The 26,668-nt window shown below is 69.8% G+C and carries 29 protein-coding genes and 1 pseudogene; 14 read left to right on the top strand and 16 right to left on the bottom strand.

The features are described 5' to 3' along the window. Positions 1–33 precede the first annotated feature (33 nt). Together IE252_RS31850 and IE252_RS31855 are read right to left on the bottom strand one after the other, a co-directional pair. Positions 34–954 (bottom strand): NADP-dependent oxidoreductase, encoded by a 921-nt coding sequence (locus IE252_RS31850; protein WP_190092902.1) that lies wholly within the window; start codon positions 952–954, stop codon positions 34–36. A 133-nt stretch (positions 955–1,087) separates the two neighbouring features. Then, positions 1,088–1,528, bottom strand: a complete 441-nt coding sequence (locus IE252_RS31855; RefSeq protein WP_190092903.1) for a protein-tyrosine phosphatase family protein — start codon at positions 1,526–1,528, stop codon at positions 1,088–1,090. Between the two features lie 231 nt (positions 1,529–1,759). Here IE252_RS31855 and IE252_RS31860 point away from each other — a divergent pair, with 231 nt between their 5' ends. The 4 genes from IE252_RS31860 (at position 1,760) to IE252_RS31875 (ending at position 5,289) form a co-directional block, all read left to right on the top strand. Continuing rightward, positions 1,760–2,635 carry a heavy metal-binding domain-containing protein gene (locus IE252_RS31860; protein WP_190092904.1) on the top strand — a complete coding sequence of 292 codons (876 nt, stop codon included), beginning with the start codon at positions 1,760–1,762 and terminating at the stop codon, positions 2,633–2,635. 1 nt (position 2,636) lies between these two features. Continuing rightward, the gene (locus IE252_RS31865; protein WP_229848915.1) at positions 2,637–3,500 is read left to right on the top strand and encodes a heavy metal-binding domain-containing protein; all 864 of its coding nucleotides are present in this window, start codon (positions 2,637–2,639) and stop codon (positions 3,498–3,500) included. Positions 3,501–3,516: 16 nt separating this feature from the next. Then, on the top strand, positions 3,517–3,909 hold the full coding sequence (locus tag IE252_RS31870) for a hypothetical protein (RefSeq protein ID WP_229848916.1): 393 nt from the start codon (positions 3,517–3,519) through the stop codon (positions 3,907–3,909). A 138-nt stretch (positions 3,910–4,047) separates the two neighbouring features. Continuing rightward, complete coding sequence (locus IE252_RS31875; protein ID WP_190092906.1) at positions 4,048–5,289, top strand: glycosyltransferase; 1,242 nt, start codon at positions 4,048–4,050, stop codon at positions 5,287–5,289. Here IE252_RS31875 and IE252_RS31880 read toward each other — a convergent pair. The 5 genes and pseudogenes from IE252_RS31880 to IE252_RS31905 form a co-directional block, all read right to left on the bottom strand. After that, entirely contained in the window at positions 5,279–6,244 is a 966-nt protein-coding gene (locus tag IE252_RS31880; protein WP_190092907.1) for an alpha/beta fold hydrolase, read from the bottom strand. The two genes, IE252_RS31875 and IE252_RS31880, sit on opposite strands and share 11 nt — an antisense overlap. Further along, the gene (locus tag IE252_RS44545) at positions 6,241–7,647 is read right to left on the bottom strand and encodes a beta-ketoacyl-ACP synthase 3 (RefSeq protein ID WP_444545963.1); all 1,407 of its coding nucleotides are present in this window, start codon (positions 7,645–7,647) and stop codon (positions 6,241–6,243) included. The genes IE252_RS31880 and IE252_RS44545 overlap by 4 nt, the downstream gene beginning before the upstream one ends. Before the next feature lie 74 nt (positions 7,648–7,721). Beyond that, positions 7,722–8,309, bottom strand: a pseudogene (locus tag IE252_RS31895) (alpha/beta fold hydrolase); the annotation flags it as partial. Positions 8,310–8,492: 183 nt separating this feature from the next. Then, on the bottom strand, positions 8,493–8,786 hold the full coding sequence (locus IE252_RS31900; protein WP_190092909.1) for an acyl carrier protein: 294 nt from the start codon (positions 8,784–8,786) through the stop codon (positions 8,493–8,495). Positions 8,787–8,800: 14 nt separating this feature from the next. Continuing rightward, positions 8,801–9,814, bottom strand: a complete 1,014-nt coding sequence (locus IE252_RS31905) for a beta-ketoacyl-ACP synthase 3 (RefSeq protein ID WP_190092910.1) — start codon at positions 9,812–9,814, stop codon at positions 8,801–8,803. Positions 9,815–10,096: 282 nt separating this feature from the next. Here IE252_RS31905 and IE252_RS31910 point away from each other — a divergent pair, with 282 nt between their 5' ends. Then, the gene (locus IE252_RS31910) at positions 10,097–10,552 is read left to right on the top strand and encodes an ASCH domain-containing protein (protein ID WP_190092911.1); all 456 of its coding nucleotides are present in this window, start codon (positions 10,097–10,099) and stop codon (positions 10,550–10,552) included. Positions 10,553–10,573: 21 nt separating this feature from the next. On the opposite strand, the gene IE252_RS31915 is transcribed toward IE252_RS31910, so the two are convergent. After that, a complete protein-coding gene (locus IE252_RS31915) occupies positions 10,574–12,712 on the bottom strand; it encodes a serine/threonine-protein kinase (protein ID WP_190092912.1) in 2,139 nt (712 codons plus the stop codon). 266 nt (positions 12,713–12,978) lie between these two features. Between IE252_RS31915 and IE252_RS31920 the strand changes: the two genes are divergently transcribed. Further along, positions 12,979–13,683, top strand: a complete 705-nt coding sequence (locus IE252_RS31920) for a class I SAM-dependent methyltransferase (protein ID WP_190092913.1) — start codon at positions 12,979–12,981, stop codon at positions 13,681–13,683. On the opposite strand, the gene IE252_RS31925 is transcribed toward IE252_RS31920, so the two are convergent. Further along, positions 13,636–14,064, bottom strand: coding sequence for a MarR family winged helix-turn-helix transcriptional regulator (locus IE252_RS31925; RefSeq protein ID WP_190092914.1), 429 nt, complete (start codon positions 14,062–14,064; stop codon positions 13,636–13,638). The two genes, IE252_RS31920 and IE252_RS31925, sit on opposite strands and share 48 nt — an antisense overlap. Before the next feature lie 372 nt (positions 14,065–14,436). On the opposite strand from IE252_RS31925, the gene IE252_RS31930 reads away from it, so the two are divergent. Then, a complete protein-coding gene (locus IE252_RS31930; RefSeq protein ID WP_190092915.1) occupies positions 14,437–15,672 on the top strand; it encodes an MFS transporter in 1,236 nt (411 codons plus the stop codon). 37 nt (positions 15,673–15,709) lie between these two features. Here IE252_RS31930 and IE252_RS31935 read toward each other — a convergent pair whose 3' ends face one another. From IE252_RS31935 to IE252_RS31960, 6 genes are all read right to left on the bottom strand, one after another. Further along, entirely contained in the window at positions 15,710–16,189 is a 480-nt protein-coding gene (locus IE252_RS31935; protein WP_190092916.1) for a hemerythrin domain-containing protein, read from the bottom strand. 110 nt (positions 16,190–16,299) lie between these two features. Then, a complete protein-coding gene (locus IE252_RS31940; RefSeq protein WP_190092917.1) occupies positions 16,300–16,626 on the bottom strand; it encodes a plasmid stabilization protein in 327 nt (108 codons plus the stop codon). Between the two features lie 154 nt (positions 16,627–16,780). Beyond that, entirely contained in the window at positions 16,781–17,404 is a 624-nt protein-coding gene (locus IE252_RS31945) for a DNA polymerase ligase N-terminal domain-containing protein (protein ID WP_190092918.1), read from the bottom strand. A 213-nt stretch (positions 17,405–17,617) separates the two neighbouring features. Then, the gene (locus tag IE252_RS31950; RefSeq protein WP_229848917.1) at positions 17,618–18,964 is read right to left on the bottom strand and encodes a phosphatase PAP2 family protein; all 1,347 of its coding nucleotides are present in this window, start codon (positions 18,962–18,964) and stop codon (positions 17,618–17,620) included. 168 nt (positions 18,965–19,132) lie between these two features. Continuing rightward, positions 19,133–19,789, bottom strand: a complete 657-nt coding sequence (locus tag IE252_RS31955; RefSeq protein WP_190092919.1) for a CatB-related O-acetyltransferase — start codon at positions 19,787–19,789, stop codon at positions 19,133–19,135. 99 nt (positions 19,790–19,888) lie between these two features. After that, positions 19,889–21,232, bottom strand: coding sequence for a serine hydrolase domain-containing protein (locus IE252_RS31960; RefSeq protein ID WP_190092920.1), 1,344 nt, complete (start codon positions 21,230–21,232; stop codon positions 19,889–19,891). 170 nt (positions 21,233–21,402) lie between these two features. Here IE252_RS31960 and IE252_RS31965 point away from each other — a divergent pair, with 170 nt between their 5' ends. From IE252_RS31965 to IE252_RS31985, 5 genes are all read left to right on the top strand, one after another. After that, positions 21,403–22,191, top strand: a complete 789-nt coding sequence (locus IE252_RS31965; protein WP_190092921.1) for a VOC family protein — start codon at positions 21,403–21,405, stop codon at positions 22,189–22,191. A gap of 219 nt (positions 22,192–22,410) precedes the next feature. Next, positions 22,411–22,989 carry a dihydrofolate reductase family protein gene (locus tag IE252_RS31970; RefSeq protein ID WP_190092922.1) on the top strand — a complete coding sequence of 193 codons (579 nt, stop codon included), beginning with the start codon at positions 22,411–22,413 and terminating at the stop codon, positions 22,987–22,989. Positions 22,990–23,255: 266 nt separating this feature from the next. After that, complete coding sequence (locus IE252_RS31975; protein WP_190092923.1) at positions 23,256–23,492, top strand: hypothetical protein; 237 nt, start codon at positions 23,256–23,258, stop codon at positions 23,490–23,492. After that, a complete protein-coding gene (locus IE252_RS31980) occupies positions 23,489–23,758 on the top strand; it encodes a hypothetical protein (protein ID WP_190092924.1) in 270 nt (89 codons plus the stop codon). The genes IE252_RS31975 and IE252_RS31980 overlap by 4 nt, the downstream gene beginning before the upstream one ends. A gap of 189 nt (positions 23,759–23,947) precedes the next feature. Beyond that, a complete protein-coding gene (locus tag IE252_RS31985; RefSeq protein WP_229848918.1) occupies positions 23,948–24,526 on the top strand; it encodes a hypothetical protein in 579 nt (192 codons plus the stop codon). Between the two features lie 46 nt (positions 24,527–24,572). Here IE252_RS31985 and IE252_RS31990 read toward each other — a convergent pair whose 3' ends face one another. Next, the gene (locus IE252_RS31990) at positions 24,573–25,808 is read right to left on the bottom strand and encodes a hypothetical protein (protein WP_308434580.1); all 1,236 of its coding nucleotides are present in this window, start codon (positions 25,806–25,808) and stop codon (positions 24,573–24,575) included. Here IE252_RS31990 and IE252_RS31995 point away from each other — a divergent pair. Beyond that, positions 25,779–26,099 carry a hypothetical protein gene (locus tag IE252_RS31995; RefSeq protein ID WP_190092974.1) on the top strand — a complete coding sequence of 107 codons (321 nt, stop codon included), beginning with the start codon at positions 25,779–25,781 and terminating at the stop codon, positions 26,097–26,099. The genes IE252_RS31990 and IE252_RS31995 overlap by 30 nt on opposite strands. Further along, positions 26,096–26,668 carry a hypothetical protein gene (locus tag IE252_RS32000; RefSeq protein ID WP_190092925.1) on the top strand — a complete coding sequence of 191 codons (573 nt, stop codon included), beginning with the start codon at positions 26,096–26,098 and terminating at the stop codon, positions 26,666–26,668. Before IE252_RS31995 ends, IE252_RS32000 begins: the two co-directional genes overlap by 4 nt.

Genomic DNA, 26,668 nt, shown 5'->3' on the forward strand with positions numbered 1-26,668 from the left:
TCAGCCGGGCCCGCGTGCCGCCTCCCAGGGGGGCTAGACGGTCAGGACGATCTTCCCTCGCGTGCGGCCCGCCTGGCTCAGGCGCCACGCTTCGGCGGTCTCGGCCAGCGGCAGCGCGTGTTCCACGGGCACCGTCAGCTTGCCCGCGTCCGCGAGCGCGGCGAGCGCCGCCAGACCATCGGCGTCGGGCCGCACCCAGACATAGTGGCCGCCCTTGGCCGTGGCCGCCCCGTCGGTGATGGACGCGACCCGGTCGCGCTCGCGGAGCAGCTGCTGCGAGACGTCGACCGCGCCCTCGCCGATGAAGTCGAGGGCCGCGTCGACGCCGTCGGGCGCCAGGTTCCGTACGCGGTCGGCGAGCCCGTCCCCGTAGGTGACCGGCTCCGCGCCCAGCTCGCGGAGGAAGTCGTGGTTGCGTTCACTGGCCGTGCCGATCACCCGGGCGCCGAGCGCGACGGCGATCTGCACGCCGAGCGAGCCGACGCCGCCGGCCGCGGCGTGGATCAGCACGGTCTCGCCCTTGACCAGACCGACCCGCTTGATCGTCTGGTAGGCGGTGAGCCCCGCGAGCGGCGCTCCGGCGGCCTCCTCCCAGCTCAGCGCGGCGGGCTTCCTGGCCAGGGTGCGCACGGGCGCGGCGACGAGCTCCGCGTACGTGCCGTTCTGCGCCCAGTCCTTGCGTACGTATCCGAAGACCTCGTCCCCCACCGCGAACTCGGTGGCGTCCAGACCGACCCGTTCCACCACACCGGCCACGTCCCAGCCGGAGATCAGCGGGAAGCGGACTTCCATGATCGGGTCCAGGTAACCGGCGGCGAGCTTCCAGTCGACCGGATTGACCCCGGCCGCCTTCACCCGGACGAGGACCTCACCGGGCGCGACCTTGGGATCGGGCAGCTCGACCAGTCGCAGGTCGTCGGCGGCTCCGTACGATTCAAGCGCGATTGCCTTCATGCTCCAGAACCGCTTTCCGGCCGGTCGCTGCGTTCCGGCCCAGTCGATGGGGGCTTCCCTCTGCTGCGTCCAGGATTCACACGGGTGCGGGACGTAGGCAACTCCAGCCGGAGGCGGCACCCACGGCTGCCCGTCACCCGCCGAAGCGGCGCACGTACCGGCGCTGCCAGGGCGTCTCGACAGCGTGCCGGTCGTAGTTCCGCCGTACGAAGTCCACGGCATCCTCGGCAGGCACCCCGTCAAGGACGGCGAGACAGGCAAGGGCGGTGCCGGTACGCCCCCGCCCGCCACCACACGCGACCTCGACGCGCTCGCGTCCCGCACGCTCCCACGCCTCGCGGAACACCTTCGCGGCCTGGCCACGGTCCCCGGGCAGCCAGAAGTCCGGCCAGCGCAGCCACGCGAAATGCCAGGGGACATCGGGCGGAGGCTTGCCAAGCAGATAGACGGCGTACGAGGGCGTTGGCCCGTCCGGAAGCGGCCTACGCAGCCCACGACCTCGCACCAGCCGCCCGGACGGAAGGCGCAGAACTCCTGCGCCGGTCGGCTCCCAGGATTCACGGCTCGCGGTCACGGGTTCACCGTAGCGTCGTCGTACGGTGGATCTCCTGCTCTGGCGGCTCATCTGCCCCTTGCGCGCCGCAGCGGGGTCAGGAGCACCCCCACGCACTCCCACCCAAGAGCCGGTCCACGCAAACCCATTGGCGTCTCTGACCACCGTTTCGCTGATCCCTCCCATGACATACGCTGCCGACTGAACAGGTGATCCACTTGGTGATCCGCGAGGTCGAGGGCACGGGAGTCGATGACGCACCAACGTGACGTCGGTCTGCCGGGAGGCGCCGCCGGCGGGACGGCAACGCCCCGGAGCGGCGGCGCCTGGGGCTCGGCGCTGTCGTCCGAGGAGTTCGCGGCGATCAGAGGGGCCGGGTTCGAGCCGGTCGGGCAAGTGCTCGGTACCGCCGTCTTCACCATCGGGTCCACCGGTGTCTGGGGGTGCCCGGGTGCGTGGTCGGTGGCGGACGGCAGGAAGGTGCCGCCGTCGTCGGCTTGGACGTCGTCGTTCTCGCAGTTGGTGCGGGCGATGTACACCGGGCGCAGGCTGGCACTCGACCGTGCGGTGGCCGAGTGCCGTGCGCTCGGCGGCGACGGGGTCGTCGGGGTGAAGCTGCGGGTCGGTGAATTCCCGTCCGGGGGTACGGAGTTCACCGCGCTGGGCACGGCGGTTCGGGCCCGCTCGCGCGTCCGGCCGCGCCTGCCGTTCACCTCGCACCTGAGCGGCCAGGACTTCGCCAAGCTCGTGCACGGCGGATGGATTCCCACCGGACTGGCCTTCGGTATCGCCCTGGAGATCCGGCACGACGACTGGCGCACCTCCCGCCGGATCCGCTGGACCGCCGGGAACCAGGAGGTCGACGGCCATACCCAGCTGATCAGCTTCGTCCGCCAGGACGCCCGCAGACAGCTCGCCCTCGACGCGGCGAAGCACGGCGGCGACGGAGTGGTGGTGGACGACGTGGAGTTGAGGGTGCGCGAGAGCGAGTGCCCTACGTACGGCTACTCGCGCGACCTCACCGCGGAGGCGGTCCTCGTCGGCACCTCCATCGCCCGGTTCGACCGCTCCGAGCGGCCCGCCGGGCCCGGACCACTGACCATCATGAGACTGGAGCGCGAGCACTGACATGACCGAGCGAACGGGGCAGGAACCGATGGGGAGGGCCGCACAGCCGACCGCGGAGGGTGTGCCCGAGGATGCGATGCGGCGGCTTGCGCAGCTCCAGCCGGGGGAAAAAGGCTCGCTCTTCACCTCGGACCTGACGGTGAACGAGTTCCTGCTGGTACGTGAGGTCGGCTTCCGCCCGCTCGGCCTGGTCCTCGGATCCTCCGTCTACCATGTCGGCCTCCAGCTCGGCCGGTGGTCGAAGAACCAGGAGCTGACCAAACTGTCCCAGGCCATGTACCACGCGCGCGAGCTCGCGATGAGCCGGATGGAAGCGGAGGCGAGCGCTCTGGGAGCGGACGGGATCGTGGGGGTGCGGCTGGACATCGAGTTCAAGGAGTTCGGCTCGGACATCGCCGAGTTCATCGCGATCGGCACGGCGGTGAAGGCGGACGGCGCGGACCCGGGGCCGGGCGGGACCTGGCTCAACAACAAGGGCAAGCCGTTCACCTCGGACCTGTCCGGCCAGGATTTCTGGACGCTGATCCGGGCCGGATACGCGCCGCTGGACATGGTCATGGGCTCGTGTGTCTACCACGTGGCCCACCAGCGCCTCGCTCAAGTGCTGAGCAACACGGGCCGCAACGTCGAGATCGAACCCTTCACCCAGGCACTCTACGACGCCCGCGAGCTGGCGATGAGCCGTATGCAGGCCGAGGGGAACGCCCTGGAGGCCGAGGGGATCGTGGCTGTCCAGCTGAGACAGCACTCGCACAACTGGGGCGCGCACACCACCGAGTTCTTCGCCATCGGAACAGCCGTGCGCCCGCTCCGCGACGACCACGTCATCGAGCGTCCGACCATGGTGTTGAGCCTCGATGCCTGACTCGGCGCCTGATTCGATGCCGGAGAGGGAAGTGGCGCTGCTGGCCGCGGCACTGCGCCGGGACAGCGCCGACCTGAACCTCTACGCCAACGTGCTGTCGGCGAGCCTGGCGGACTCGCTGCCGCCCGGCGCTGTACGGGTCACGCGCAGGCGTTCCGTCGCGGAACGGGTGACGGGGCGCGAGGGCTCGGTCGCCGAACTGGACGTCGCGCTCGGGGAGCAGCGGCTCTCGTTGCGGATGGACCGAGGCCGGGTGACCGGGGAGATCTGCCACGAGGTGCGGGGCATCGTGCTCTCGCGGCGCCACGTGGACTTGGACGAGTGGATCGATGCGCTGGCCCGCTGTCTGGCCGACGCCGCGGCCTCCAATGCCCGGGCCCGCGAGGCCGTCGAGCGCTTTCTGGGCTGACCGCAGCCGCCCCCGCCGTGCGGCGCAGAAGAACGTGACGCCCCTGGTCCGGGAGCGTTAGAGATGCCGTGCACTCCTGTGGTGCACGGCATCTCCCCTTCGCAGCCCGAGCAACGGAACACCCGGAGGTCCCAAACCGTGGAGCCCGAGTCCCCGCTCACCCGGCGTCGTGTCCTCCTGGCCACCTGGGGTACGACCGGTGACATCGCCCCCTACACAGGACTGGCCACCGGCCTCAAGGACGCGGGGCACGACGTCACCGTCGTCACGTCCAACCGCTATGCGGACACCTTCCGTCAGCACGGGCTTGGCGTCCATGCCATGCCCCTTGACCAGTACGAGGCGGCGATCGGGCAGGTGCCGACTCGGCGTGCACGCACAAACAACGCCCGGGAGATGGCGACGGTCGCGGCGCGGTGCCTGCTGGAGGCCGCGAGCGAGGGGACCGATTTCCTGCTCGCTCATCCTCTCCTGCACCCCCAAGCCGCCCTCATCGGCCGCGGACTGGGAGTGCCGTGCATCGGTACGTACACCGTCTCGCACGCGATGATGCTCCCTCGGCTCCTGGCGGGAAATCCCCGTCGTCGCTATCGCCTCGCCGACTCCGTGGTCAGGATGATCCTCAGCCCGATCTACAAGCCGGGAGCCGCCCATCTGCGACGGGAACTCGGCCTCACACCCAGCGCCGTCGAAGACATGACGCTGCCCACCTCGCGACACTCCGTCCGCTACGGATTCGGCGCACCGCTGCTGCCCCGGCGCCTGCGGCTCCCCGCCTCCCACCAGGTGGTCGGCGCCTGGCGCCCCCGACGCGCCATAGATTGGCAGCCCGATGCACGACTTCAGGAGTTCCTCGAATCCGGCCCCGCCCCGGTCTACTTCGGCTTCGGAAGCATGCGCGGCATCAACCAGGACCACCTCGCCCACGCCATCACCGGGGTCGTCCAACGCCTCGGGATCCGCGCCGTCGTCCAAGGTGGTTGGGCCGAGTTGCAGAGCCACGGCGACGACGTCCTCAACATCCGCGACTGCCCGCACGACTGGCTCTTCCCCCGGATACGGGCCGCGGTCCACCACGCGGGAGCGGGTACGACCCACGCCTGCCTCCAAGCCGCCACACCCGCCCTGCCCATCCCCGTCGCCATGGACCAGCCCTTCTGGGCCTCCCGGCTCCATGCCCTGGGTCTCACTCCCACCGTGATCCCCCATCAGCGGCTCACCGGCGCGAACCTCACCCTCGCCCTCGAACAGCTCCTGACCGACGACCGCTATCGCCTGCGCACCGACCGCATCAGCCGAGCCGTCCGGCAACAGGACGGCACCGCGGCCATCCTCGAAGAAGTCGCGCGACCACTGGGGAGCGCACACCTCACGGGATGATCTCGGCGGTGCAGTCCGGCAGGTCGTCCAGGGGTGCGCCGTGCAGGAAACGCGTGAGGACGGCGGCGAAGTCGGCGTCGCGTTCCAGGTGCAGCAGGTGGTCGGCGTTCCTCATCACGAGGAAGGTGGCGTCGGCGATGGTGGCCGCGACGGCACGGTTGTCCTCGACGGTGGTGGCCGTGTCATGCTCGCCCACGCCTACGAGGGCGGGGACACCGGTGATACCCCCTGCGGGGAGCGGGTCGCGCAGCAGCAGGAAGCCACGGTCGAAGACGTAACGCACCAGGGGGTCGTGAGGGGACGCCGTGAGTTGGTCGAGCATGACGCGCGCGGCGGCTCTGATGAGCAGGTGGTGTTCGGCGGCCTGGGTGTTGGTCAGGACGTTGACCAGTTCGGCTGCGGTGTGTCGGCGCCTCGCGGGCGAGTCGGCGTGCGGGGGCGCGGCTTCGCGGCGCAGGCCTTCGTGGATGAGCGCGGCGAGTCGGGGGCTGGGGTGCCGGGCGGCCCCGAAGAGCATCAGCCGGGTGACGCGGTCGGGGTGCCGTTGGGCGAGCCGGTAGCCGATGGGATAGCCGGAGGAGACGGCGAGGACAGCGAAACGGGGGACGGACAGCTGGTCGACCGCGCTCAGGGCGGCGGCGGTGAGGTCGTCCCAGGTGAGGCTGGCACGGGCTTGCCCGGGTGAGCGGGCGGGCGGCAGGTCGGGGATCAGGAGCGGCCGGTGGGGGGCGAGGTGGCGTTCCAGCCGAGCCCAGGAGTGCCGACTTTGCAGGCCGCCGCCGAGTACGAGCAGGGGTTCGCCCTCGGTCGGCGCGCGCGGGGTGACCACCCTGCAGGGGTAGTGCGCCGAGGCCCAGGCGATCTCGTGATCACGGATGTCGGTCTCGGTCTCGTCGAAGGTGTGGACAGCGCTATCAGTGTCGGGCAGAGCTGGTCCTGCCGCGAGGTGCGTCACGCGTTGGCCGCCTGGTGACGCTCGATGAGAGCGGCCAGGTCAGCGATGGTGGAGTTCCCGGAGAGGTCTGTTTCGGTGATCACCACACCGTGGTCGTCCTCAAGGACCATGGCCAGGACGGCGATGGCCATGGAGTCCACGCCCGCTTGAGTGAGCGTGGCGGTGGGTGTGACCGGGGCGGCGGGGAGTCCGGCTTTCTGCGTCAGGGTGTCGATGACGATCCGCAGCATGGGGCTCATGGCTTCTCTGTGTACGTAACGAACGGTTCGGGGGCGGTCAGTTGGACGAGCGGACGTTTGGCGCGCTTTCTGCGGTCGTCTCGGCGGTTTCACAGACAAGGAGTGACACCCTGGGGCCAGATGGCGGTGGTCGCCGCCCAGGACAGGCCGCTGCCGAACGCCACCATCACCAGGCGCTGCCCCTCTTTGACCGTCCCGTCCCCGGCCGCCTGCGCGAGCAGGATCGGTGCCGAACGCCACCATCACCAGGCGCTGCCCCTCTTTGACCGTCCCGTCCCCGGCCGCCTGCGCGAGCAGGATCGGTACGGAAGCCGCGGCGGTGTTTCCGATCGTCTCGATGTTGGAGGGCATACGGGCGAGCGGAAAGGGCAGCGCCGCCGCCAGCGCGGTGGTGATCGTGGCGTTGGCCTGGTGGGCGATGAGCACGTCGACGTCCGACAGGTCCCAGCCGACGGCCGCTGCCGCCCCGGTCGCGGCCGCTTTCATCCGGCGCACCGCGTTGCGCAGCACTTCGGTGCCGCGCATGTGCAGATAGAGGTCGTTCCCGTCGGAGGCGGGGGACGCGGCGCGGTGGCGGGAGCCGCCCGCGGGAATGGCGATGGCGTCGGCGAGGGTGCCGTCACTGCCCCAGACGGTCGGCCCGAGGGTGGACGCCTGGCCGGGACGGGCCGCGCGCAGCACGACAGCACCCGCGCCGTCACCGAAGATGGGCGCGGTACTGGAGTCCGCCGGGTTGACCATCGTGGACGTGCTTTCGGCGGCGATCACCAGGACGGACGCGGCGGTGCCCGTCGCGATCAGCCCTTTGGCCAGCTCACAGGCGTACAGGAAACCGGAACAACCGGCGTTGATGTCGAAGGCGGCGATCCCGGTCATGCCCAGTCGGCTTGCCACTTCGGGGGCGCCCGCCGGGCAGAGCCGGTCGGGCGTGGTGGTGGCCAGGATGAGCGCGTCCACGCCTTCGGCGTGCGCGGAGGCGAGGGCGCGGGCGCCCGCTTCGGTGGCCAGATGGACGGTGGCGGCTCCGTCGCTGATGCGGTGCCGTTGCGCGATGCCGATGCGCCGCCGTACGAAGGCGTCCATCTCGGGGGCCATCAGATCCGCGTTGGTCACGACGGTGGGCGGCAGCCAGCACCCGAGTCCGGCCACGATGGTGTGGGTCATGCTTGCCCCGATCGTCTTCCTGGGTGGTGCGGTGCCGTAGGGACGTGTCCAGCGCGCCATGGTGCGGCTGCCCCTCAGCCGCGTACGGCAGCGGTGGCGGCAGTTCCGACAGCGGCCACCGGTTCCACCAGGTAGTCGCGGTCCTCCAGCGGCTGGTCGGTGAAGAAGCGCATCACCAAGTCGCTGGCCTCGTCGCGGCGTTGCATGAACACCCAGTGATCCGCCTCGGCGATCGCGGCGAACGTGCAGTGCTCGATGGTCGCCGCGAACTCGCGCTGTTCCGCCAGGGAGCTGATGGTGTCGTGCTCGCCGCAGAAGACGAGGGTCGGAACGTCCCGGAGGCCGCCTTCGGGGCCGAGGTTCTCCAGGACCGACCGCTCCATCGTCTCGAATCCGTGGGCGCTGGCAGTGACACCGCGCAGGGTCATCCGCGTCACCAACTGGCGTACGATGTCGCGGTTCCTGATCGTGGCCCGCGAGTCGCCGCACAGGAACATCTCCGTCAGCACATTGACGAAACCCTTGGCGTCCCCGCTCGCCATCCGCTGGGCTCCGCGATTCCACAGGTTGATGAGCTTGTCGCTGATACGGACGGGGACCCCGCCGAGCGCCAGCTTGGCCAGTCGCTCCGGTCGGCGCTGCGCGCAGCGGCAGGCGACGGCGGAACCGGACGAGGACGGGGTCGATCCGGGGGTTCTCGGCGGGCACCACCTGGTAGGAGAAGGACAGTCCGTCCAGGGACAACGTGCGGGTGATCGCCTCGGTCACGGCTCTCCAACAGTCGTACGAAAGGGGTGAGCATCGGGTGTGGTGACTCAGGGGGACGTGGGGCCCGGCCGTGGTTGTCAGCCCTGCGGCACGGCGCTGCCGCTTTCCTGCCGTTGCCGGTCGACGCCCTCCAGTGCCTCGGTGATGAGCTCGGCGGTCTGGCGCAGTGTCATCTCTCCGCTGGCGAGCGAGTCGTCCAGGTGGATGCCGTAGTGGTCGGAGAGCGTCACGAACATCTCCACCTGGGCGATGGAGTCCAGTTCCAGGCTCTCGAAGGTGCGGTCGCCGATGAGTTCGGCCTCGGGGAGGCCGAACGCGGAGGCCAGGTAGGTGCGGATGTGGTCGAGGGGCTGCTGGGCGGGCTGGCTCATGGTGGTGGGCTCCTTCACGGCGTGGGTTTGATGTCGGGCCAGGTCAGTCCGACCGCGCCCCACACCGCGCCACCGCCGAACGCGGTGAGCAGCGTCCTGCTCCCGCAGCGAACGGCGCCGGTCCTGACCAGGTCGTCCATGACCAAGGGAATCGAGGCGGAGGAGGTGTTGCCGACCTCGCGGATGTTGGCGAAGCGGCTCGCGGCCGGCACGCCCACCAGGTCGGCGACCTTGTCCAGGATGCGCTGGTTGGCCTGGTGGCCGATGAACGCGCCGACCGAGTCGACCGGCCACTCCAGCCTTTCGAGCAGCAGTCTGGACACCTCGGTCATACGGCGTACCGCGTGGGCGAACATGTCGGGGCCGCGCATCTGCAGGCAGCGGTCCGCCAGTTCGGCGGCGCCTTCGGGATCGGGTCGGCGCGAGCCGCCCGCGTTGACGACGGCGAGGTCCTTCTGTGTGCCGTCACTGCCGAGGCAGACGGCCTGGACGGCACCGGGCTGGTCCCGGCCACCGCTGCGCAGGACCGCCGCCCCGGCGCCGTCGGCGAAGACCACGGCGGTCATCCGGTCGGCGGGATCGGTGATCGTCGACAGCGTCTCGGCCGCGAGGACCAGGACGCAGTCCGCCGACCCGGATCGGATCCAGGCGTCGCCCACGGCCAGGCCGTAGGTGAATCCGGAGCACGCGGCGGCGATGTCGAAGGCCGGGACCGTGCCGAGGCCCAGGCGCGCGGCAACCCAGGGGGCCGTCCCCGGCGAATGGTGATCGGGGGTTGTCGTCGTCAACACCACCAGATCAACCACCGGGTCGCCCGCGCTGCGCAGAGCGGCCCGGCCCGCCTCCACCGCCAAGTCCCCCGTGCTGGTACCCGGGTCCACCCAGCGCCTGCGCTCGATGCCCGTCCGCCTGCGGATCCACTCCGCGGTGGTGTCCAGCTCCGACAGCGGTGGATCGCCGTTCGCGACGATGCGCGGTGGCAGGAAGGACCCGATGCCGCAAACAACAGAAGCCAGGCTGGACGCCATCAAAATCCTCAAAGTCGGCAGCGGCCGCACTGACTCATTCGACATCCGCGCGCACATTTTTTCGGGCCCGGCATGCCGTGCAACCGGGCCGCATTCCAGGAATGACGGAACACAACTGCCAAAGAGAGGAAATCTGCGCCAGATAACGGGTGATGTCATTTCCCAACGCTATACTTTCCCGCTTTATCTACCTTCAAATCGTGGGCTGCGGAAACTGCCAGGTGGTGATCACCGTCCGATAATCGCTGCCGGTCGGAGCGAACCGCTCGCTACTGTGACCGTATGACCACTGACTCCGTCTCAGCCGATGACATCGCCTCGCTGCCCCGCACCGAGTTCGCCTTCCCGGGCCCGCTGCGTGACCAGCTCGTCGCGGCCATCCTCGATGGTTCCAAGACCTCCACGACCGGGCTCGTCATCGACTACGAGCACGAAGGGGAGCCACTGCCGTCCATCGGGAGCCGCGCGGTGGTCGTCGACTCGGACGACCGCCCGGTCGCGGTCATCGAGGTCACCGGCGTACGTGTCGTGCCGCTGGCGGAGGTGGATTTCGCTCACGTGGTGGACGAGGGGGAAGGCGACACCAGCATCGCCGGGTGGCGGGCGAACCACGAGGGGTTCTGGCACAGCGACGAAATGCGCGCGGCCTTGGAAGACCCGGAATTCACCGTGGACGACACGACCTTGGTGGTACTGGAACGCTTCCGCCTCGTCGCCGACCTTCGCCCGGCCGATTGACCATCCGTATCGTCTCCGCGGCTATACCGGCACCGCGTACAGCCGCCCGAAGGTGCTGACGTAGACCAGACCGTTCGCCACGACCGGCGTGGACGCGGCGTCGCGGGTGGGGAACCTCCACCGCTGCTCGCCGCTCGCGGCAGCCACCGCGTACAGGTACTTGTCGTCGCTGGCCGTGGCGACGTACACCACCCCGTCGGCCACCGCCGGTGCGGAGAGGGCACCGCCGACGGGGAAGACCCACCGCTTGCTTCCCGTGGCGGCGTCCAACGCGTACAGCAGTTTGCCGCCGCCGACGTAGACCACCCCGCCGGACACCGCCACCGGGCCACCGCGGCCGCTGGCGAAATCCCACTTCGGCTTGCCGTCGGCGGCATCCACCGCGAAGAGGCGCTCGCTGGAGGTGGTGCAGTACACCACGCCGTCAGCCACCACAGGCTGCGCCCAGGACACGATTCCGACGTCGGATTTCCACCGCTGCTCCCCGGTGCCGGCGTCCAGCGCGCACAGCATCCCGTCGCTGATCCTGCCGACGTACACCACCCCGTCGGCCACCGTCGGCGCGGCCCGGAACGCCGTGGCGTCGGTGCGGAACTTCCACCGCTGCTTGCCGTCGGCGGCATTCACCGCGTACAGGTACGCGTCACTGCTGAAGTAGACCAGCCCGTCGGTCGCCGCCGGTGAATACACCTTCTCGCTGGTCGGGAAACTCCACCGCTGCTCGCCGGTGGCCATGTCCACCGCGTACAACCGCTTGCCGCCGCAGGCGTACACCAGCCCACCGGACATGGCCAGCGACGAAGGTACATCGGCGTCCTCGACGGTGCTGAACTTCCACCGCTGCCTGCCCGTGGCGGCGTCCAGCGCGTACAGAAACGCTTCTCGGCCGCCCACGTACACCGCACCGCCGAACACCAGCGGCGTCCCGTAGTTGGAGCCACCGCTGACGGACGTCCACCTGGGCTTGCGTCCGTCACCCTTCACGAAGTACCAACCGGCGAAGCCCAGTCCGCCCGCCGTGACGGTCCCGGCGAGGCCGAGCAGAGCCCGCCTGCGGGACACTCCGGTGGGTCCGGTGGCCGCGGCCGTGGAGGGCTCGGGCACTCGACGGGGAGAGTGCGCATATGCCCGGGGGCCGACAACAGGAGTGGTCTCGGGGGACGTCTTACGCGGCTGAGCATCCGCGTGGTCCTGCTCCGCGGGGATCTGCCGGGGCGGCACCGGGTCGGAGGTCCCCGCCAGCACGGGGCGGGGCGGCGGCGAGGGTGTGGTGGTCCGCAGCTGTACGGTCCGGGCGACGGCCTCCGGCATCCAGTCGGCCTCGGTGAGCACCACCGGGACGGCCCGGTTGCCTCCAACCGACTCGGCCAGCTGGTCCAGCAGTTCGGCCGGGCTGGGCCGCTCTGCGGGGTCCTTCGCCAGACACCGTGCCACCACTGCTCGCAGGGCCGTAGGCAGTGCGGTCAGGTCGGGTTCTTCGTAGACCGTACGGAAGTTCACCGCGTGCGCCGAGCCGGTGCCGAACGGCCCTCCGCCGGTGGCGGTGAACGTGAGCACCGCCCCCAGGGCGAACACGTCACAGGCCGGTCCCACCGGCCGGGCGGTCAGTTGTTCAGGGGACATGAAGCCGGGGGTGCCGGGCATCACACCGGTCTGGGTCAGCACGCTCGCCTCGCTCGCCAGCGAGATCCCGAAGTCGATCACCCGGGGCCCGTCGGCGGCCAGGAGCACGTTCGACGGCTTGAGGTCACGGTGGACCACCCCGGCCGCGTGGATGACCTCCAGCCCTTCGGCCAGCCCCGCCGCCAGCGCCAGCACCGGCTCCAGCGGCCAAGGCCCGTGTGCTGCCACCGCCTCCCCCAGAGACAGCCCCGGCACGTACACCGTGGCCAGCCACGCCGGTGATCCCTCGGGATCGGCGTCCACCACACCTGCGGTGAAGGCCCCGTTCACCGCCCGGGCCGCAGCCACTTCACGGGCGAACCGGCGCCGGAACTCCTCGTCCTCCGCGAGCTCGGAACGCACCACCTTCACGGCCACCGCACGCCCGCCGGGCGTGCGGCCCAGGTACACCCGCCCCATCCCGCCCGCGCCCAGTCGCGCCACGATCCGGTAGCGCCCCACCTGACGCGGGTCCCCCGCCTCCAGCGCCTCGAACACCCTTACCCCACAACCCCTTTGGCCTTCCGGACGGGCCGACCCCGCCGGCTCGGACGGAGAGAGCCCACATGATGCCCGAATCCCCATCGGCGTGAAGACGGCGCTACGAATTGCGTAGCACGAGCGGGACATGACGGCGACATTCCCGGCGACCGATGCCTCGGCCCGTCCACGGACGAGCCGCCTCCTTTGGCAGCCTCGGTGATAATCTATTGCACTGTCGACTTGCTCAGAGCTCTTCCCCACACGCGGAGGTACGAGCGCAGATGACGGATTCGGCGGAGTTCTGGGACCGTCGGTACACCCACGGCGACCTCGGCTGGACGCTCGCCCCCCATCCGCTGGCGGTCGCGGAGCTCGCGCTCGTACCGCCGGACACCTCCGCCGGGCCGAACGCGCCGGGACGCCTGGCCCTCGACCTCGGCGCGGGCGCCGGCCGCCATTCGCTGTGGCTGGCCCGGCGCGGTTGGCGGGTGACGGCCGTGGACTTCTCCGCGACGGCCCTGGAGCGCACCCGCCGACAGGCCGCGGCCGAGGAGCTGGACGTGACGACCGTCCTCGCGGATCTGGATTCCTACGAGCCGCAGCAGGGCGCCTTCGGCCTCGCCCTCATCACGTACGTACACCCCGAACCGCCGCTGCGGGCCGCCCTGTTGGAGCGCGCGGCCAAAGCGCTGGCTCCCGGCGGGCGGCTGGTCATCGTGGGGCACCATCTCGACAACCTCGGCAGGGGCCTCGAAGGCCCGTCCGACCCGGAGCGGATGTTCACTCCGGAGCGCCTCTCCGCCGAGCTGCCGGAGCTGCGCGTCGAGCGGGCCGAGCGGGTCATCCACATCGTCCCCACCGCGTCCGGCGAGCGCGAGGCGTACGCCACCGTGATCCGGGCCGGTCGCGCCACCACCGACCGCCCGGGTGAGCCCCCGTCAGAGGCCGGGCTGCCGCACCACGAGCCGTACCAGGAGATTCCGTAGAGCCTCGCGCTCCTCGGCGGACAGGGGGCCGAGGAACTCCTGATGGACTTCGGCCAGCACCTCCTGCGCCTCCAGCAGGCGTGCGATGCCCTGTTCGGTCAGGTGCAGGGCCGACGTCCGGCGGTCGGGGCCCCGTCTGCGCTCCATCAGCCCCGTCCCCTCCAGCTTGTCGACCAGGGCGACGATGGTCGTGCGGTCGATCCGGAGCTTGTTGCCCACGGCCCGCTGGTTCAGCCCCGGTTCGGCCGCGACGACGCTCAGGACACCGAATTGACGCATCGTCACATGAAGGGGGCACAGGTTCCGTTCGGCGCATTCCGTGACCGCCTGGGCGGCCTTGCGCAGCAGGAAGCCGTGCCACTGCTGAAGCCCTTCGAACAAGGGCCGGTCCCCAACGCCGAGTTCTCCGCTCACCGTCATTTCTCCGGCCCCCCTCGGATCCGACAGCGGCAGTGGCTGTCTTTCGGACAGAACATCAACGCCGCCGCCACCCGTCAAGCCTTCAACAGCGGGCGCGCACCCGTGACGAGTCGGACAGGTCGCCCGTTTCCCCAACTGAGCTCTTGCGTGCACCAGTTGATGCACGCGAGGGCCCCTCCTCCGCGTTGACGATTCCTTCGGGCGGTCCCATACTGACCCATCAGGGTCTCTGACTATCAGCTTCATTGATGAATCGGCCTTCCGGACAGTCATGGAGGCAGGGGCGTGGGCAGCCGCGGCCCGTCAGCAGGCCACCGGGCCGGAGGGAACACGATGAACAAGCACGCCAACGACGCCCAGGACATGCGGCTGGTCTACGCCGGGTCCTTCCTCGGCAACTTCGACCGGATCGTCATCACGCCCCTGCTGCTGCCCGCGTCCAAGGGCCTGGGCGTCAGCGTCTCCCACGTCACGATCGCGCTCACGGTCTATCTGCTGCTGTTCGGCCTGATGCAGCCTGTGCACGGGCTCATCTCCGACGTATACGGGCGCGTACGGGTCATGCGGGCGGCCCTGTTCGCCATGTGCGTCGCCGACCTGGTGTCCGCGCTGGCCCCCAACCTGGGCGTGCTCATCCTCGGACGCGCGCTCGCGGGCGCGTCGGCGGCCGCCCTGCTGCCGGTGATGGTGGCGTACGTGGGCGACCGGCTGCCCTTCGCCCAGCGGCAGCGGACCGTGGCGAGCGTGCTGGCGGCCGGGGCGGTCGGCACGGCCGCCGCGACCGTGGTCGCCGGTGTGTTCACCCACCTGTGGAGCTGGCGCGCGGCGATCCTGCTGGTCGCGATCTGCTCGCCGCTGCTCGCCCTCGCCTTCGGCCGTCTGCCGGAGGCCTCCGCCCCGGCACCCAGCGGCACGAGCGTGAAGACCCGGCTCGGCATGGTCTTCCGCATCGGCTGGTTCCGGTTCCTCGTGGTGTTCGCGGTCTTCGAGGGCGCGGCCATGCTGGGCTTCTTCAACTTCTTCAACACCGCGCTGCAGTCGGGCGGGCACAGCGTCGTGTACGCCGGTCTCGTCACCGGCAGCTACGGACTGGCCGCGGTGGCTGGCGGCGTAGCCGTGCGCACCCTGGGCAACCGCGTGTCGGCGGCGACCCACTTCGCCGTCGGCAGCGTGCTGCTCGGCGTGGGCTATCTGGTCTGCGTGCCCGCCCAGTCGATGGTGACCGTGCTGGTGGGCAGCGTGCTGTCCGGGCTCGCCTTCGCGCTGGTCCAGTCCACCGTGCAGACCTGGGGCACGGAGGTCGCGCCGCCCCAGGTACGTGGCATCGCCACCTCGTTGGTGGCCTGCGCGGTGTACACCGGGGCCGCGCTCAGCACGTATCTGGTGAGCGGGCTTGCGGACGACGAGCACTTCGGCACGCTGTTCGCGATCGCCGCCGCCGTCACCCTGCCCGTCGCCCTCGTCGGCCCGGTCGCCCGGGCGCGGTTCTCGGCCGCGCTGGCGGGTCGACGCGACCAGCCCCACCCGGCCGAGGCGCCGCCGGCCCGTCCCGCGAACCAGAACCCGTAGCGGCCGGGCTTCGGCGACGCACTCCGCTCGGGGGCCGTCAGGCGGCCACGGTGTCCCACACCATCTGCGACGAGGGGCGTCGGGGGTGCTGAGGCGCGCACTCGGCGAGCGTCGCCATCCAGGCGCCGATCTCCTGCAGCTCCTTGCGCCCGACGGCGGCCCGTACACGCGGGAACCACCGCTGGTCCTCGGCGTCCATGTGCCGCTCGACGATGTCCATCAGCAGACGCGCCTTGGCGTCGAAGGCGACGGCGTCGCGGCGCATCTCGTACAGCTCGGCGGCCAGCACGTCGGCGATGTGGTGCTCCTCCGCGAAACCCAGGATGTCCGGCTCGGTCTCCGGGACGAGGACGCCGACGCGGGGATACATGCCCTCCCGCTCGATGTACGTGTACACGGTCAGTGCGCGCAGGAAGGGCTCTATCACCTGGGCATCCCGCTCGGCCCGATAGGAGTGGATCAGCCGCCTGATCTCCTTGTGGCCTTCCCTCAGCATCACGATCGCGTCGGTGGACATGGGCAGCTCCCTGGGACACAGGACTCACTTCCGTCCAGCCCCATACCCGGCGAACCGGATGATCACGCACCGCTTGCGCGGCCGCTCACCCGTGACCGCTGCCCGTTCCGTCACTTGCCGCCGAGTGCGCGCTTGAGCTGGGCCTTGTTCATGTCGGAGCGGCCGTGGATGTTGCGGCGCTGGGCCTCGGCGTAGAGCTGGTCGTACGTCGGCCCCTGCGAGCCGCTGTGCGAGCGCCGGCCACCGCGCCTGGCGGACGACATGTCCTGCGTGGAGCTCTTGCTGGCGGTCTTGGACTCACCGGAGCGGGCACGCTCCTTGTTCACGGTCCTGGCGGCGATCTCCTTGGCCCGCTTGGTGCTCTCACCGCGCTGTTCGGCGCTCTCCTTGATGTGCTCGTACTGACGTTCCCGCTTGGGGCTGGATCCACGAGGCATGACGACTCCTCGACCACTCTGGGTGATTGTTCTCGTACGTAATCTCACCTTGTGTTGACACGACCGGCTCCGCAATCGGGCGGGGTCGACCGTACCCGTCCATGGTCGCCGGGTGCCCCGTTCACGGCCGACGATGCTCCGGGCTCAGCCGGTCTTATCCGGTCTCAGGGCCTGCCGCCTCCGTCTCCACCTGCCCCAGCGTCCGGCCGGTACGGGCCGAGCGTGCCCGCCTCGGGTCGGGCGTTCCGTCGGTGGAGGCGTGTCCGTCGGTGTGCTTGACCAGGAGCCACGCCTCGCGCTCCCCGTCCTCCTCGGTGCGGAAGCGGGTGAGCGAGTAGCCGCCGTGCAGTTTGCGGCCGTGCAGGCTGAACGAGGCGTGGCCCTGTTCCAGGGCTCGGGTCAGGGGGATCTCCCGGCCGTCGCGGCCGGAGGAGAGGTTGCGGTAGGTGCCCTCGTCCCACACGATCACCGTGCCGCCGCCGTATTCACCCTTGGGGATGACGCCCTCGAAGTCGCGGTACTCCAGCGGGTGGTCCTCGGTCGGGGTCGCGAACCGCTGGTCGTGGGGGTCCTTCGACGGCCCCTTGGGAACGGCGAAGGACTTCAGGACCCCGTCGGCCTCCAGCCGGAAGTCGAAGTGCATGCTGCGCGCGTCGTGGATCTGCACGACAAAGGAGGGCTGCTCGGCGGGCTCCCGGGCCGCTCGTCCTCGGGGTTCGGCGGTCTTGGCGAAGTCGCGTCGCTGCTGGTAGCGCGCCAACGCCTTCTTGGCCGACATGGCAACCTCCTCGCACGCAGGCCGCTACGGGCGACCGCCGACGCGGCGGCCCGGGGCTCGGTGCCGGGGCAGAGCGGACACCTCGGCTTCCAGTGTCGCTGCTCCACGGCTCGGTTTCCCGCCGCCGGGTTGTTTACGCGCACAGCACACGGCCGACCCGGCGAGGACGGTCCGTTCGGCTACGCCTCACAGCCGAACGGACCGTCCTCGACATCACGCCATTTCGGGCTGCGGCTGCAATTCCGGTTTCCGTGCGGTCGCGGCCTGCGGTTCCCACGTTTTGGTGGTCCGCACATAGTTGTAGACGACCGAGCTCAACGCCAGAAGGAGAAGCGGTCCGAACACCCACGGGTGCTTGGCCATTTCCATCGGCAGATAGCGGTACGACACCAGGAGCACGGAGAAGACCACCGTGCCATAAGCGACCAGCTGAATTGCCGACCGGTCCCAGCCACGGTTGAACGCGCGCATCGCCGCCTCGATCGTCAGCGCGAACACGACACCGGCAATGAGATCCGCGCCGTAGTGGTAACCGAATCCCAGCGTCGCGCTGAGCGTGGCGACCAGCCAGAACGTGCCCGCGTATCGCACACCCCGTGAACCCTTGCGGGAATGAATGAAGATCGTGGTGGCCCACGCCGTGTGCAGGCTGGGCATGCAGTTGCGCGGGGTGATCTCGTCGTACGGCATCGCGTGCGTGCTCAGCGGCGGCGGCGTGTTCGGCCACAGCTCCGCCACCACCCAGTGCCCGCCGCCGGTACCGAAGGCGCCGTCGCCGTAGGCGAAGACCGGTCCGACCACCGGGAAGATCATGTAGATGGCCGGCCCGAGCAGCCCGATGACCAGGAAGGTGCGCACCAGATGGTGTTCCGGGAAGCGGCGCTCGACCGCCACCTTGCGCAGCTGGTACAGCGCGACGAGGGCCGCCGCCAGCGGAAGCTGGCTGTACACGACATGCAGCAGGTGGGAGCCGAAGGGGCCGCTGGCCTCGACGATCTGGCCCGCCACCCACGACGGATTGCCCAGCGCGTGGTCGGCGGTCGCCACGTACTGGTCGAGCACCATCGGCCGGGTCTTCGACGTGATGAGCAGCCAGGTGTCGCCCGTCTTGTGACCGGCCACCAGCAGCAGGCCGAGACCGACGCCCTTCAACAGCAGCGCACGCTCACGGCCGGTGCGGCGGGTAATCGCGATGACCGCACAGCCCAAAATCACCCACAACGCGCCATTGCCGAAGGCCAGCTTGGCATCGAGCGCCCACCGCAGCAGCAGGATAACGGCGTCGATACCGAGCGCCACACCGATCGCGATGAAGCGCTGCCGCCAGGTGAGCACCACCATCGTCAACGCCATACCGGCATACAACAGCGGCCCCGATTTGGGGGCGAATATCACCTCCTGCGCCTGATTGGCGATCGGACCCGGCAGGCCGTAGTGGCGCGCCGTGATCTCCAGGCCGATGAGGAATCCGAGGGTTAGCACACCCGCCGTGGCCCACAGAATCGCGCGCGGCTGACGCCACGCGGCGAAGTCAATTCTGCGGGTTATTCGCGAAAGCACCCGCGTTGTTATAGAAGTCAATTGTATGGCCGATTTGTTAGATTTTATTTGTTTAGGTCATTTTCCGTGCCGGACAGTATAAGTTCCGGTTAAGGGCGGGCGACGGGGAGGCGACCACCGTTCGATCATGTTATAGGAGCGACGTGGGTGGCTTTCGCGGGTCACCGGCTAGTACGGAGGCCGCTCGATTGTGGGGGCAGCCGCTTCCAGGTCGTCGATGCTGCCCGACATGATCGTCCGTACGTGTTCGGTGATGTGCTCGGCCGGCCAGTCCCACCAGGCCACGGCCAGCAGCCGGGCGATGTCCTCGTCGCTGTAACGGGTGCGGATGAGGCGGGCGGGGTTGCCGCCGACGATCCCGTAGTCCGGTACGTCCGAGGTGACCACGGCCCCGGAGCCGATGATCGCGCCGTGCCCGATCCGTACGCCGGCCATCACCGTGGTCCCGTATCCGAACCAGACGTCGTTGCCGACGACGGTGTCCCCCCGGTTCGGCAGGCCGGTGAGCAGGTCGAAGTGCTCGGACCAGGAGCCGCCCATGGTGGGGAAGGGGAAGGTCGAGGGGCCGTCCATGCGGTGGTTGGCCCCGTTCATGAGGAACCTCACCCCCGTGCCCAGCGCGCAGAACCTGCCGATGATCAGCTTCTCCGGCCCGTAGTGGTAGAGCACGTTCCGCGTCTCGAACGCGGTCGCGTCGTCCGGGTCGTCGTAGTACGAGTACTCCCCGACCTCGATCAGCGAAGACTTCACCAGCGGCTTGAGCAGCGCCACCCGCGGCTGCTCGGGCATCGGATGGAGGACCGTCGGGTCGGCGGGCACAGGCATGGCGAGCGGTTCCTCCGGGCGGTGTGGTCGTGTCCGTATGCGCTCCATGATCGCCGTACCGCGCCGACCAGGAACCGTTTTCTGTGTATGAGGACAGGATCAGCCGATCGGTTCCTCGATCGGCGCGGGCTTGTCGAACATGGCGCACACCGTCGCGGTCTGGAGCGCCTTGGCCGCTTTGGCCAGTACGGGGAAGGCGTCAGGGTGCTCGGCGAAGGCCTCCGTCGCGACGAGGACGGTCGCCGTGCGCCTGCCGGTGGGGTCGGTGACGTGGGTGCTGAGGTAGCCGGGGATGCCGCCGTCGTGCGCCCACACCCTGCCGCACGGGGTTGCGGCGGTCTGGATGCCCAGCCCGTAGCCGGGCCCGTCCGGCTGCTCCGGATCCATCGGCACGGTGGTGCGCATCTGGGCCAGCTGGGCGGCGGGCAGCAGCTTGCCGGACATCAGTGCGGCGTAGAACCGCGCCCAGTCGTGCGCGGTGGACACCATGGCCCCGGCCGCCCCGCCCCATGAGGGGTTGTTGTGGGAGATGTCCACATGACCGTCGTGGTGTGCCCCGGCGAAGTCCCTGAACTCGGCGGGCACACCCGGAGGCATGTGGGCCGCGTCGGGTTCGTAACCCTGGGCGTGCGGGCCGCGCCAGGCGGAGTCCGTGGCGTAGTAGGTGTGCTCCAGGTGGAGCGGACCGGCGATCCGGTCGCGGACCAGGTCGGCCAGGCTCCTGCCCGTGGCCTTCTCCAGGACGGCACCGACCGCCGCGTAGTTGGTGTTGCTGTACGCCCACTGGGTGCCCGGCGGGAACTTCGGATCGTGCCGGACGCCGAGTGCGAGCAGTTGCTCAGGTGTCCACGGCCTCGGGTCTTTACCCATGGCCGACGGCAGGATCGCGGGATCCTCGGTGTAGTCGAACAGGCCGCTGGTGTGGTTCAGCAGCATGCGCAACGTGATCGCGCGGCCGTTGGGCACCTGGCCCGGCAGCCAGGTGTCCACCGGCTCGGTCAGCGCGAGCCTGCCCTCACCGACCAGTTGCAGCACGAGCGTGGCCATCATGGTCTTGGTGTTGGAGCCCATCCGGAACTCGTCCTCTACCCGGAGCCGGTGATCCTTCCTGGTCCAGGGGGCCTGCTCGGTGATCTCGATGGGGCGACCGTGGCCGTCGTCCACCCGTACGATCACGGCGGGCGCTCCGGCGGCCACCAATCGCTGTGCCAGGCGGTCCAGTTGGGCGTGGAGCGGTGGCTTGGCCACGGTGGCGTGGACGGGCGCGGTCGGCGGGGTTTCGGTCGTACGGGCGGCCGCGTGCCCCTCGTAACCGATCGTGCCGACCAGGCCGGTCACTGCCAGGAAGGACGCGGCGACCACAAGGCGCTCAACTCGTCGGCGGGCGGCGGGTCGCGGCCGGGATTGTTCGTACGCGCTGGTGTTGCGTAAGCCTGTCGTCATGCTGATCACCCCTACCCAGCCGGGGGTGCCGGGTCACTGCCGTGCGCAACCCGCTTGTTCCTTGTTCGGGAGCAATGCGGGTGGAAAAATCACTGGTTGCTCAGAGCTGCGACACCGTTCCGCATTCCGTCCCATCAGCTTATGAATCCATCAGCGTACGGAGACTGCTCATGCCCGATGTCAACAGCCCCTACCAGCCCGGCACTCCCTGCTGGGTCGACCTCCTGGTCCCCGACCAGCAGGCGGCACTCGACTTCTACTGCGGCCTCTTCGGCTGGGAGGGCGAGGTGGGGCCGCCGGAGACCGGCGGGTACGCCGTCTGCACCCTCGACGGCAAGCCGGTGGCCGGCATAGCGTCCGCGATATCGCCCGACGGCGGGCCCACCCGGCCGACCGTGTGGACCACCTACCTCGCCAGCTCCGACGCGGATGCCGACGAGAAGAGCATCGCCGACAACGGCGGCGCCGTGATCATGCCGGGTGTCGATGTGCTCACGCTCGGACGTATGTCGCTCGCCGCCGACCCCACGGGCGCGGTGTTCGGTCTGTGGCAGGCCCGCGACTTCCTCGGCGCGCAGGTCGTCAACGAGCCCGGCGCGTTCATCTGGAGCGAGCTGAACACCAGCGACCCGGATGCCGCAGCACTCTTCTACGCCAACGTCCTGGGCATCACGAGGGCCCCGATGGACGGCGAGGACGGCTACTTCGCCCTCGAAGCGGACGGGCGGACCGTCGCCGGGATGCAGGGGCTCGACAAGATGCCGCCGGGCACGCCCTCGCACTGGCTGACATACTTCGCCGTCGACGACACCGACAGCGTCATCGAGGCCCTGGTCCGCGCCGGCGGCAAGGTCCTCAGGCCGACGTTCGACATGACCGCGGGGCGGATGGCCGTGGTACAGGACCCGCAGGGCGGCAAATTCGCCGTCATCGCTCCTTCCTCCACCGAATCCCGCTGACCTCGGCTGCACCAGACACGTATACGCGGGGCGAGCGTGCTCGGCGCTCGGATCGGCCCGTCCGCCCATGTGGTGGGCGGGCCGGACGTCATAAGGACGGAGGGCCATGCGCCGCGTCCGGGTGGCCGGGCTCCAGGAGTCCGGCCACCGGCGATGAGTTTCTCCGTGGGTTCCGGTCTGTATCGGCAGACGCGATCAACCGCACCCGAGGAGAACATCATGTCCGCCACCTACACGTTCGATGTCTTCTCCAGCCTCGACGGCTTCGGCGGCGCCGGCGGCGACTGGACCGGCTACTGGGGCAAGCAGGGCACCGAGCTGCTGGACCACCGCCTCGCCCTGTACGCCGAGGAGCAGCGGATGATCTTCGGAGCCAACACGTATCGCGCGTTCACGCAGATGCTGGCCGCGAGCACAGAGGAGTCCGACGTACGTGACCCATGGGTCACCCGGATGAGGAACCTGCCGGCCACGGTGGTGTCGACCACGCTGGAGGAACCCCTCGACTGGCCGAACGCGAACGTCGTGAGCGGCGACGCCGTGGACGTCGTCGCCCGGCTCAAGCAGGAGTCCGCGGTGCCGTTGCGCTCGCACGGCAGTCTGTCGATGAACCGGGCGCTGATGGCGGCCGGTCTGGTCGACCGTGTCCAGGTGACGCTCTTCCCCGTGATCACCGGCCGGACCGGGCTGGACCCGATCTTCCAGGGCGCGGCCGACTTCGACCTCGAACTGATCGAACACCGGACGCTCGACGGCCACATCCAGGAGCTCGTCTACCGGCCGACCCTGCACGGCTGAGTCCGGCGATGCGCCCCACCCCGTCGAACAGCCGCGGCATCCCATACACACGGTAGTGGTGCAATCGCTTCGAGTGTTTGAGATGCGGCATGCGGGGTGGGAAGGTCGCAGAGTGCAAGACCCTTCAGGCGCGACCGAAGGACGTTCGGAGGGATACCGCGATGACCGTGCTCAGCATCTAATCGCCAGGCACTCTGACCACTGGCGGGTCCGGCTTCAACTCGGCCTCGCAGGCCGTCAGCAACCCGTTCGCCACACCGAGCGCGGTGTGGATCCAGTGCACGACCAAGTACGTCGCCGGGAACGGCCAGTCCGACTTCGGGATCTCCCAGGTCAATCTCATCGACGACAACGGGCAGTTCCAGGCCGTGAACTACGGGGACGACCACCTCGGCACCTATCTGGCCCGGCTGTACGTGCCACGACTGCTCGGCCTCACGGTCATCGCCCGCACCTACGACGCGGCCATCGAGGGCACACTGACCCTCTTCTCCTGGGGATGACCACCATGCAGCCACAGTCGACACACGACATCCAGGCGACCGTACGCACCTTCGTGGTCCGCTCGGCCGACAGCGGCGAGATCATCCACGTGCACGAGGAACTCACGTTCCCCCACACACCTCCGGGCGAAGACCGGGGCGACGACCGGGGCGAAGACCGAGCGCTCCGGCTCGTCGGTGAACGCGCCCGCGACGCCACCGTCGAAGAGGCCGAACCGGGGTATCGCCACCCCATCGCCCTCCCGGACAGCCCCCCACCTGCCTGACCCGGCGGGGTTTGTCTTCGGCGGCCCCCGGCGCGCCCTGTTGCTCCCAGGTGCGGAGCCGTGGCTGCGCGGTGCTGCGTCCAGTGTGCGGACGGTCACCTTGACGACCATCGACACTTAGGCCAGCCTTACCTTCGCTCCCCCGGTCGCTGGTGAGAGCACGCCCTGCCGAAGATCCCTGGAGCAACCATGTCCGCCGCCGACGCCACCGCGAGCCCCCACAGACCCGGACGGGAAGCGGAACTGCTCCAGCTTCCCCAGTGGTGTCGGACCGCGGCGGCGTCCCTGGCGGTGTGTGCCGGCTGGGCGGCCACGACGTGGATCGCCCTGCACCTGCAAGCCGACGCCACACTGCACACCGCGGCGCTGTTCGTCCACCTCGCCTCCCTGGTCCTGGGCTTCGGCGCGGTACTCGCGGTCGACTACTACGGTGCCCTGTGGCTCATGGGCCGCAAGACGCTCCGCGAGGTGCTCGACTTCACGGCCCCCTTGCACGTCCCCGTGTGGGTCGGCCTCGGCGGTCTGCTCTTCAGCGGCGCCTTCCTGCATCCCGATCTCGGCTCACCCCTCACGTGCGTCAAGCTCGGCCTCGTCCTGGTGCTCGCGCTCAACGGCGTCCAGGCATCGGCCCTGCACCGCCGCCTGGCCGCCGTCAACGGCGAGCCCGTCCGCCCCGCGCTGTTGATCCGCAGCGCCGTGACGGCGGCGGTTTCGCAGGCGGCGTGGTGGGGCGCGGTCACGATCGGGTTCTTGAACAGCCAGCGCTGACCGCTCAGCCGAACGCCACCCACCAGTCACGATCCAAGGATGTCCATCAAGTGATCATCCAACTCTGCCACCCAGCCCTCATGACGCCACGGCCGCAACTCCCGCCGTGCTCGCCGTAACCGGATCGCCGGCACTCGCCCACCCGTCGCCGAGGCCGACACGACGCACTGATGCAGCAGCTCGGCCGCCGATCTCGGATCGCACATGCGGATCCGGGCCAAGCCTGGTCCGTCGTGACGATCGCCCGCTGCACCTGCTCGCGCGGCGCCACAAGTGCCTCGGCCGAAGCCGCAAACCGATCGTGCGCGACATACGGGTCCCCGACATACAGCTCGCAGACTCCCTCGAAGCCCCGCAGGTGCCCGGCCGTGAACGATGTCCCGCTCGGATCCTGCTGGTGGCCGCTTTCCATGTCGTACCAAGCCAGCCCGAGTGCGGACTGCGCCTGCCGCTCTTGACCGGCCCGCGCCGCGATCTCGGCCTGAAGGGCGTGGGCCCGTGCACGCACGACGACGCTGCCGCCGATACGGGCATCGCGCACCGCGGCCTGCACGAGCGCTCGCGCCCCGCCGAGGCCGTCCGTCGAGTACAGCGTGACCAAGGCCTGGCTCATGTGCACGACGGAGCGCCGCCACGCTTCCGGCAGCAGGCTCGCCTGCTGGGTGGCTTCCCCGTGCAGGCTGCGAGACGCCACGTCGTCGCGGGTCTCGAAGGCGAGGCGCCCGGCGAGGGTATGCGCGGAGACCGCGACGGCGCGCAGGTCCGGAAGCAGCGACTCGGGCACGGGCCCGGCGACCAGTCGGCGGCAGGCCTCCAGGGCGGGGGCGAGCATCAGCTGCAGCCGCACGAACGGGAGGCTGCCGACTTGTGCATTGACGTCGGACACCACGGAGGCGAGTACGGCCACCGCGTGCTCATCCGCCCGGGACGGGTCGGACAGCGCCGCGGCGAGTCCGGACTGCACCTCCGTCGAGAGCAGCGCCAGCATCCCACCGCCCTGATCGGTTGCCGTCCGCAGCAGCAGCGTCCGCAATTCCGCCAGTTGCCGTTCGCCCTCCCCCAGGCAGGCCAGGGCGTCGAGGAGCTCGACGAAGTCGGAGCCCGCGCCGAGCGCGAACGCTCCGGCTGGAGTACGGGCGTAGAGGTGCGCCAGAAGTAGCTGATGACGCTGGTCCGGCCGGGTCGCACTGGCGGACTCCCAACGCGCGACCGACCGTTGCAAGCCGGCCACGGACGGCAGGGAGGTGCGGGGGTGTCCGAGGTCCTCGGCGATGGTGATCAAGGCGCGGGCCGTCTCGGCGAGCGAGAGACCGCGTCGTCGTCGCAGCGCTTTGAGTGCGGCTGCCCCGGACGCCCTGTCGTTCATCTCACCATCGCCATCCCGGCGCAGGACAGCCCCACCGAGGCGGCCTCACATGACCCAGCGCAGTACCGGCGCTGCGAGGTGTGCCACGAGACGGGCGCGGACGTCATCACCCACATGTTCGTCGCCGACTCCGGCCGCGACCACACGAGCTACGCGCACCGCGAGTGCGCCGAGGCGACCGGCGCCGGCGAGGTGATCACGCCGTGATGGACCAAGCCGGGAGAGCCATCACCGACTGGCTCGCCTCGGCACACCACATTCCGGCGCAGGCCCGGCGGGAATTCGACGTGGGCATCGCACTCTTTCCGACCGGCGAGAAGTTCGACGCGATCCGCCTGCCCGCCGAGGTCGTCCACGCGGCCGCGAGCAGCGAAGACCCGGACATCATCGCCACGTTCCTCGCCGAAGCGCTGAAGGCCGGGGCCGTCATCCACGACGCGTACGGAGTCGGCGTCTGGTACTACGCCCTCGTCCCACCAGGTACGTACGCCGACTGGCGGACGCCGGGTGCCGAGTGTCTGCGGCCGGGAACCTGGCTGGGCGTGCCCCGCCTCGACCTGACCACGCGGCCCGGGCCGCACTGGGCCCTACCACCACGCGCGATCGGCAGCGTATGCACAGCACACGCCGTAGCCGACCTGGTGGCGTCGGGGCAGGACAAGCTACGGGAGACTCGGCGAGGCAACGGCGCAGCGCCTCTCGTTCTCGGGCAGGTCTCGCACCGTCGTACCGAAGGCCGCCGCGCTCGCCCCACTCCCCCTCGTAAATCCCCTTGA

The organism is Streptomyces melanogenes (assembly GCF_014649795.1).
Classification (GTDB): domain Bacteria; phylum Actinomycetota; class Actinomycetes; order Streptomycetales; family Streptomycetaceae; genus Streptomyces; species Streptomyces noboritoensis.

Excerpts from the sequence above, each read along its gene's own strand:
- IE252_RS31905 (WP_190092910.1), bottom strand. The coding sequence starts at position 9,814 with ATGGCGTCCAGCCTGGCTTCTGTTGTTTGCGGCATCGGGTCCTTCCTG.
- IE252_RS31930 (WP_190092915.1), top strand. The coding sequence starts at position 14,437 with ATGAACAAGCACGCCAACGACGCCCAGGACATGCGGCTGGTCTACGCC.
- IE252_RS31980 (WP_190092924.1), top strand. The coding sequence starts at position 23,489 with ATGACCACCATGCAGCCACAGTCGACACACGACATCCAGGCGACCGTA.
- IE252_RS31865 (WP_229848915.1), top strand. The coding sequence starts at position 2,637 with ATGACCGAGCGAACGGGGCAGGAACCGATGGGGAGGGCCGCACAGCCG.
- IE252_RS31920 (WP_190092913.1), top strand. The coding sequence starts at position 12,979 with ATGACGGATTCGGCGGAGTTCTGGGACCGTCGGTACACCCACGGCGAC.
- IE252_RS31985 (WP_229848918.1), top strand. The coding sequence starts at position 23,948 with ATGTCCGCCGCCGACGCCACCGCGAGCCCCCACAGACCCGGACGGGAA.
- IE252_RS31965 (WP_190092921.1), top strand. The coding sequence starts at position 21,403 with ATGCCCGATGTCAACAGCCCCTACCAGCCCGGCACTCCCTGCTGGGTC.
- IE252_RS31860 (WP_190092904.1), top strand. The coding sequence starts at position 1,760 with ATGACGCACCAACGTGACGTCGGTCTGCCGGGAGGCGCCGCCGGCGGG.
- IE252_RS31900 (WP_190092909.1), bottom strand. The coding sequence starts at position 8,786 with ATGAGCCAGCCCGCCCAGCAGCCCCTCGACCACATCCGCACCTACCTG.
- IE252_RS31850 (WP_190092902.1), bottom strand. The coding sequence starts at position 954 with ATGAAGGCAATCGCGCTTGAATCGTACGGAGCCGCCGACGACCTGCGA.
- IE252_RS31935 (WP_190092916.1), bottom strand. The coding sequence starts at position 16,189 with ATGTCCACCGACGCGATCGTGATGCTGAGGGAAGGCCACAAGGAGATC.
- IE252_RS31870 (WP_229848916.1), top strand. The coding sequence starts at position 3,517 with ATGCCGGAGAGGGAAGTGGCGCTGCTGGCCGCGGCACTGCGCCGGGAC.
- IE252_RS31960 (WP_190092920.1), bottom strand. The coding sequence starts at position 21,232 with ATGACGACAGGCTTACGCAACACCAGCGCGTACGAACAATCCCGGCCG.
- IE252_RS31940 (WP_190092917.1), bottom strand. The coding sequence starts at position 16,626 with ATGCCTCGTGGATCCAGCCCCAAGCGGGAACGTCAGTACGAGCACATC.
- IE252_RS31955 (WP_190092919.1), bottom strand. The coding sequence starts at position 19,789 with ATGCCTGTGCCCGCCGACCCGACGGTCCTCCATCCGATGCCCGAGCAG.
- IE252_RS31970 (WP_190092922.1), top strand. The coding sequence starts at position 22,411 with ATGTCCGCCACCTACACGTTCGATGTCTTCTCCAGCCTCGACGGCTTC.
- IE252_RS44545 (WP_444545963.1), bottom strand. The coding sequence starts at position 7,647 with ATGACCCACACCATCGTGGCCGGACTCGGGTGCTGGCTGCCGCCCACC.
- IE252_RS31910 (WP_190092911.1), top strand. The coding sequence starts at position 10,097 with ATGACCACTGACTCCGTCTCAGCCGATGACATCGCCTCGCTGCCCCGC.
- IE252_RS31945 (WP_190092918.1), bottom strand. The coding sequence starts at position 17,404 with ATGTCGGCCAAGAAGGCGTTGGCGCGCTACCAGCAGCGACGCGACTTC.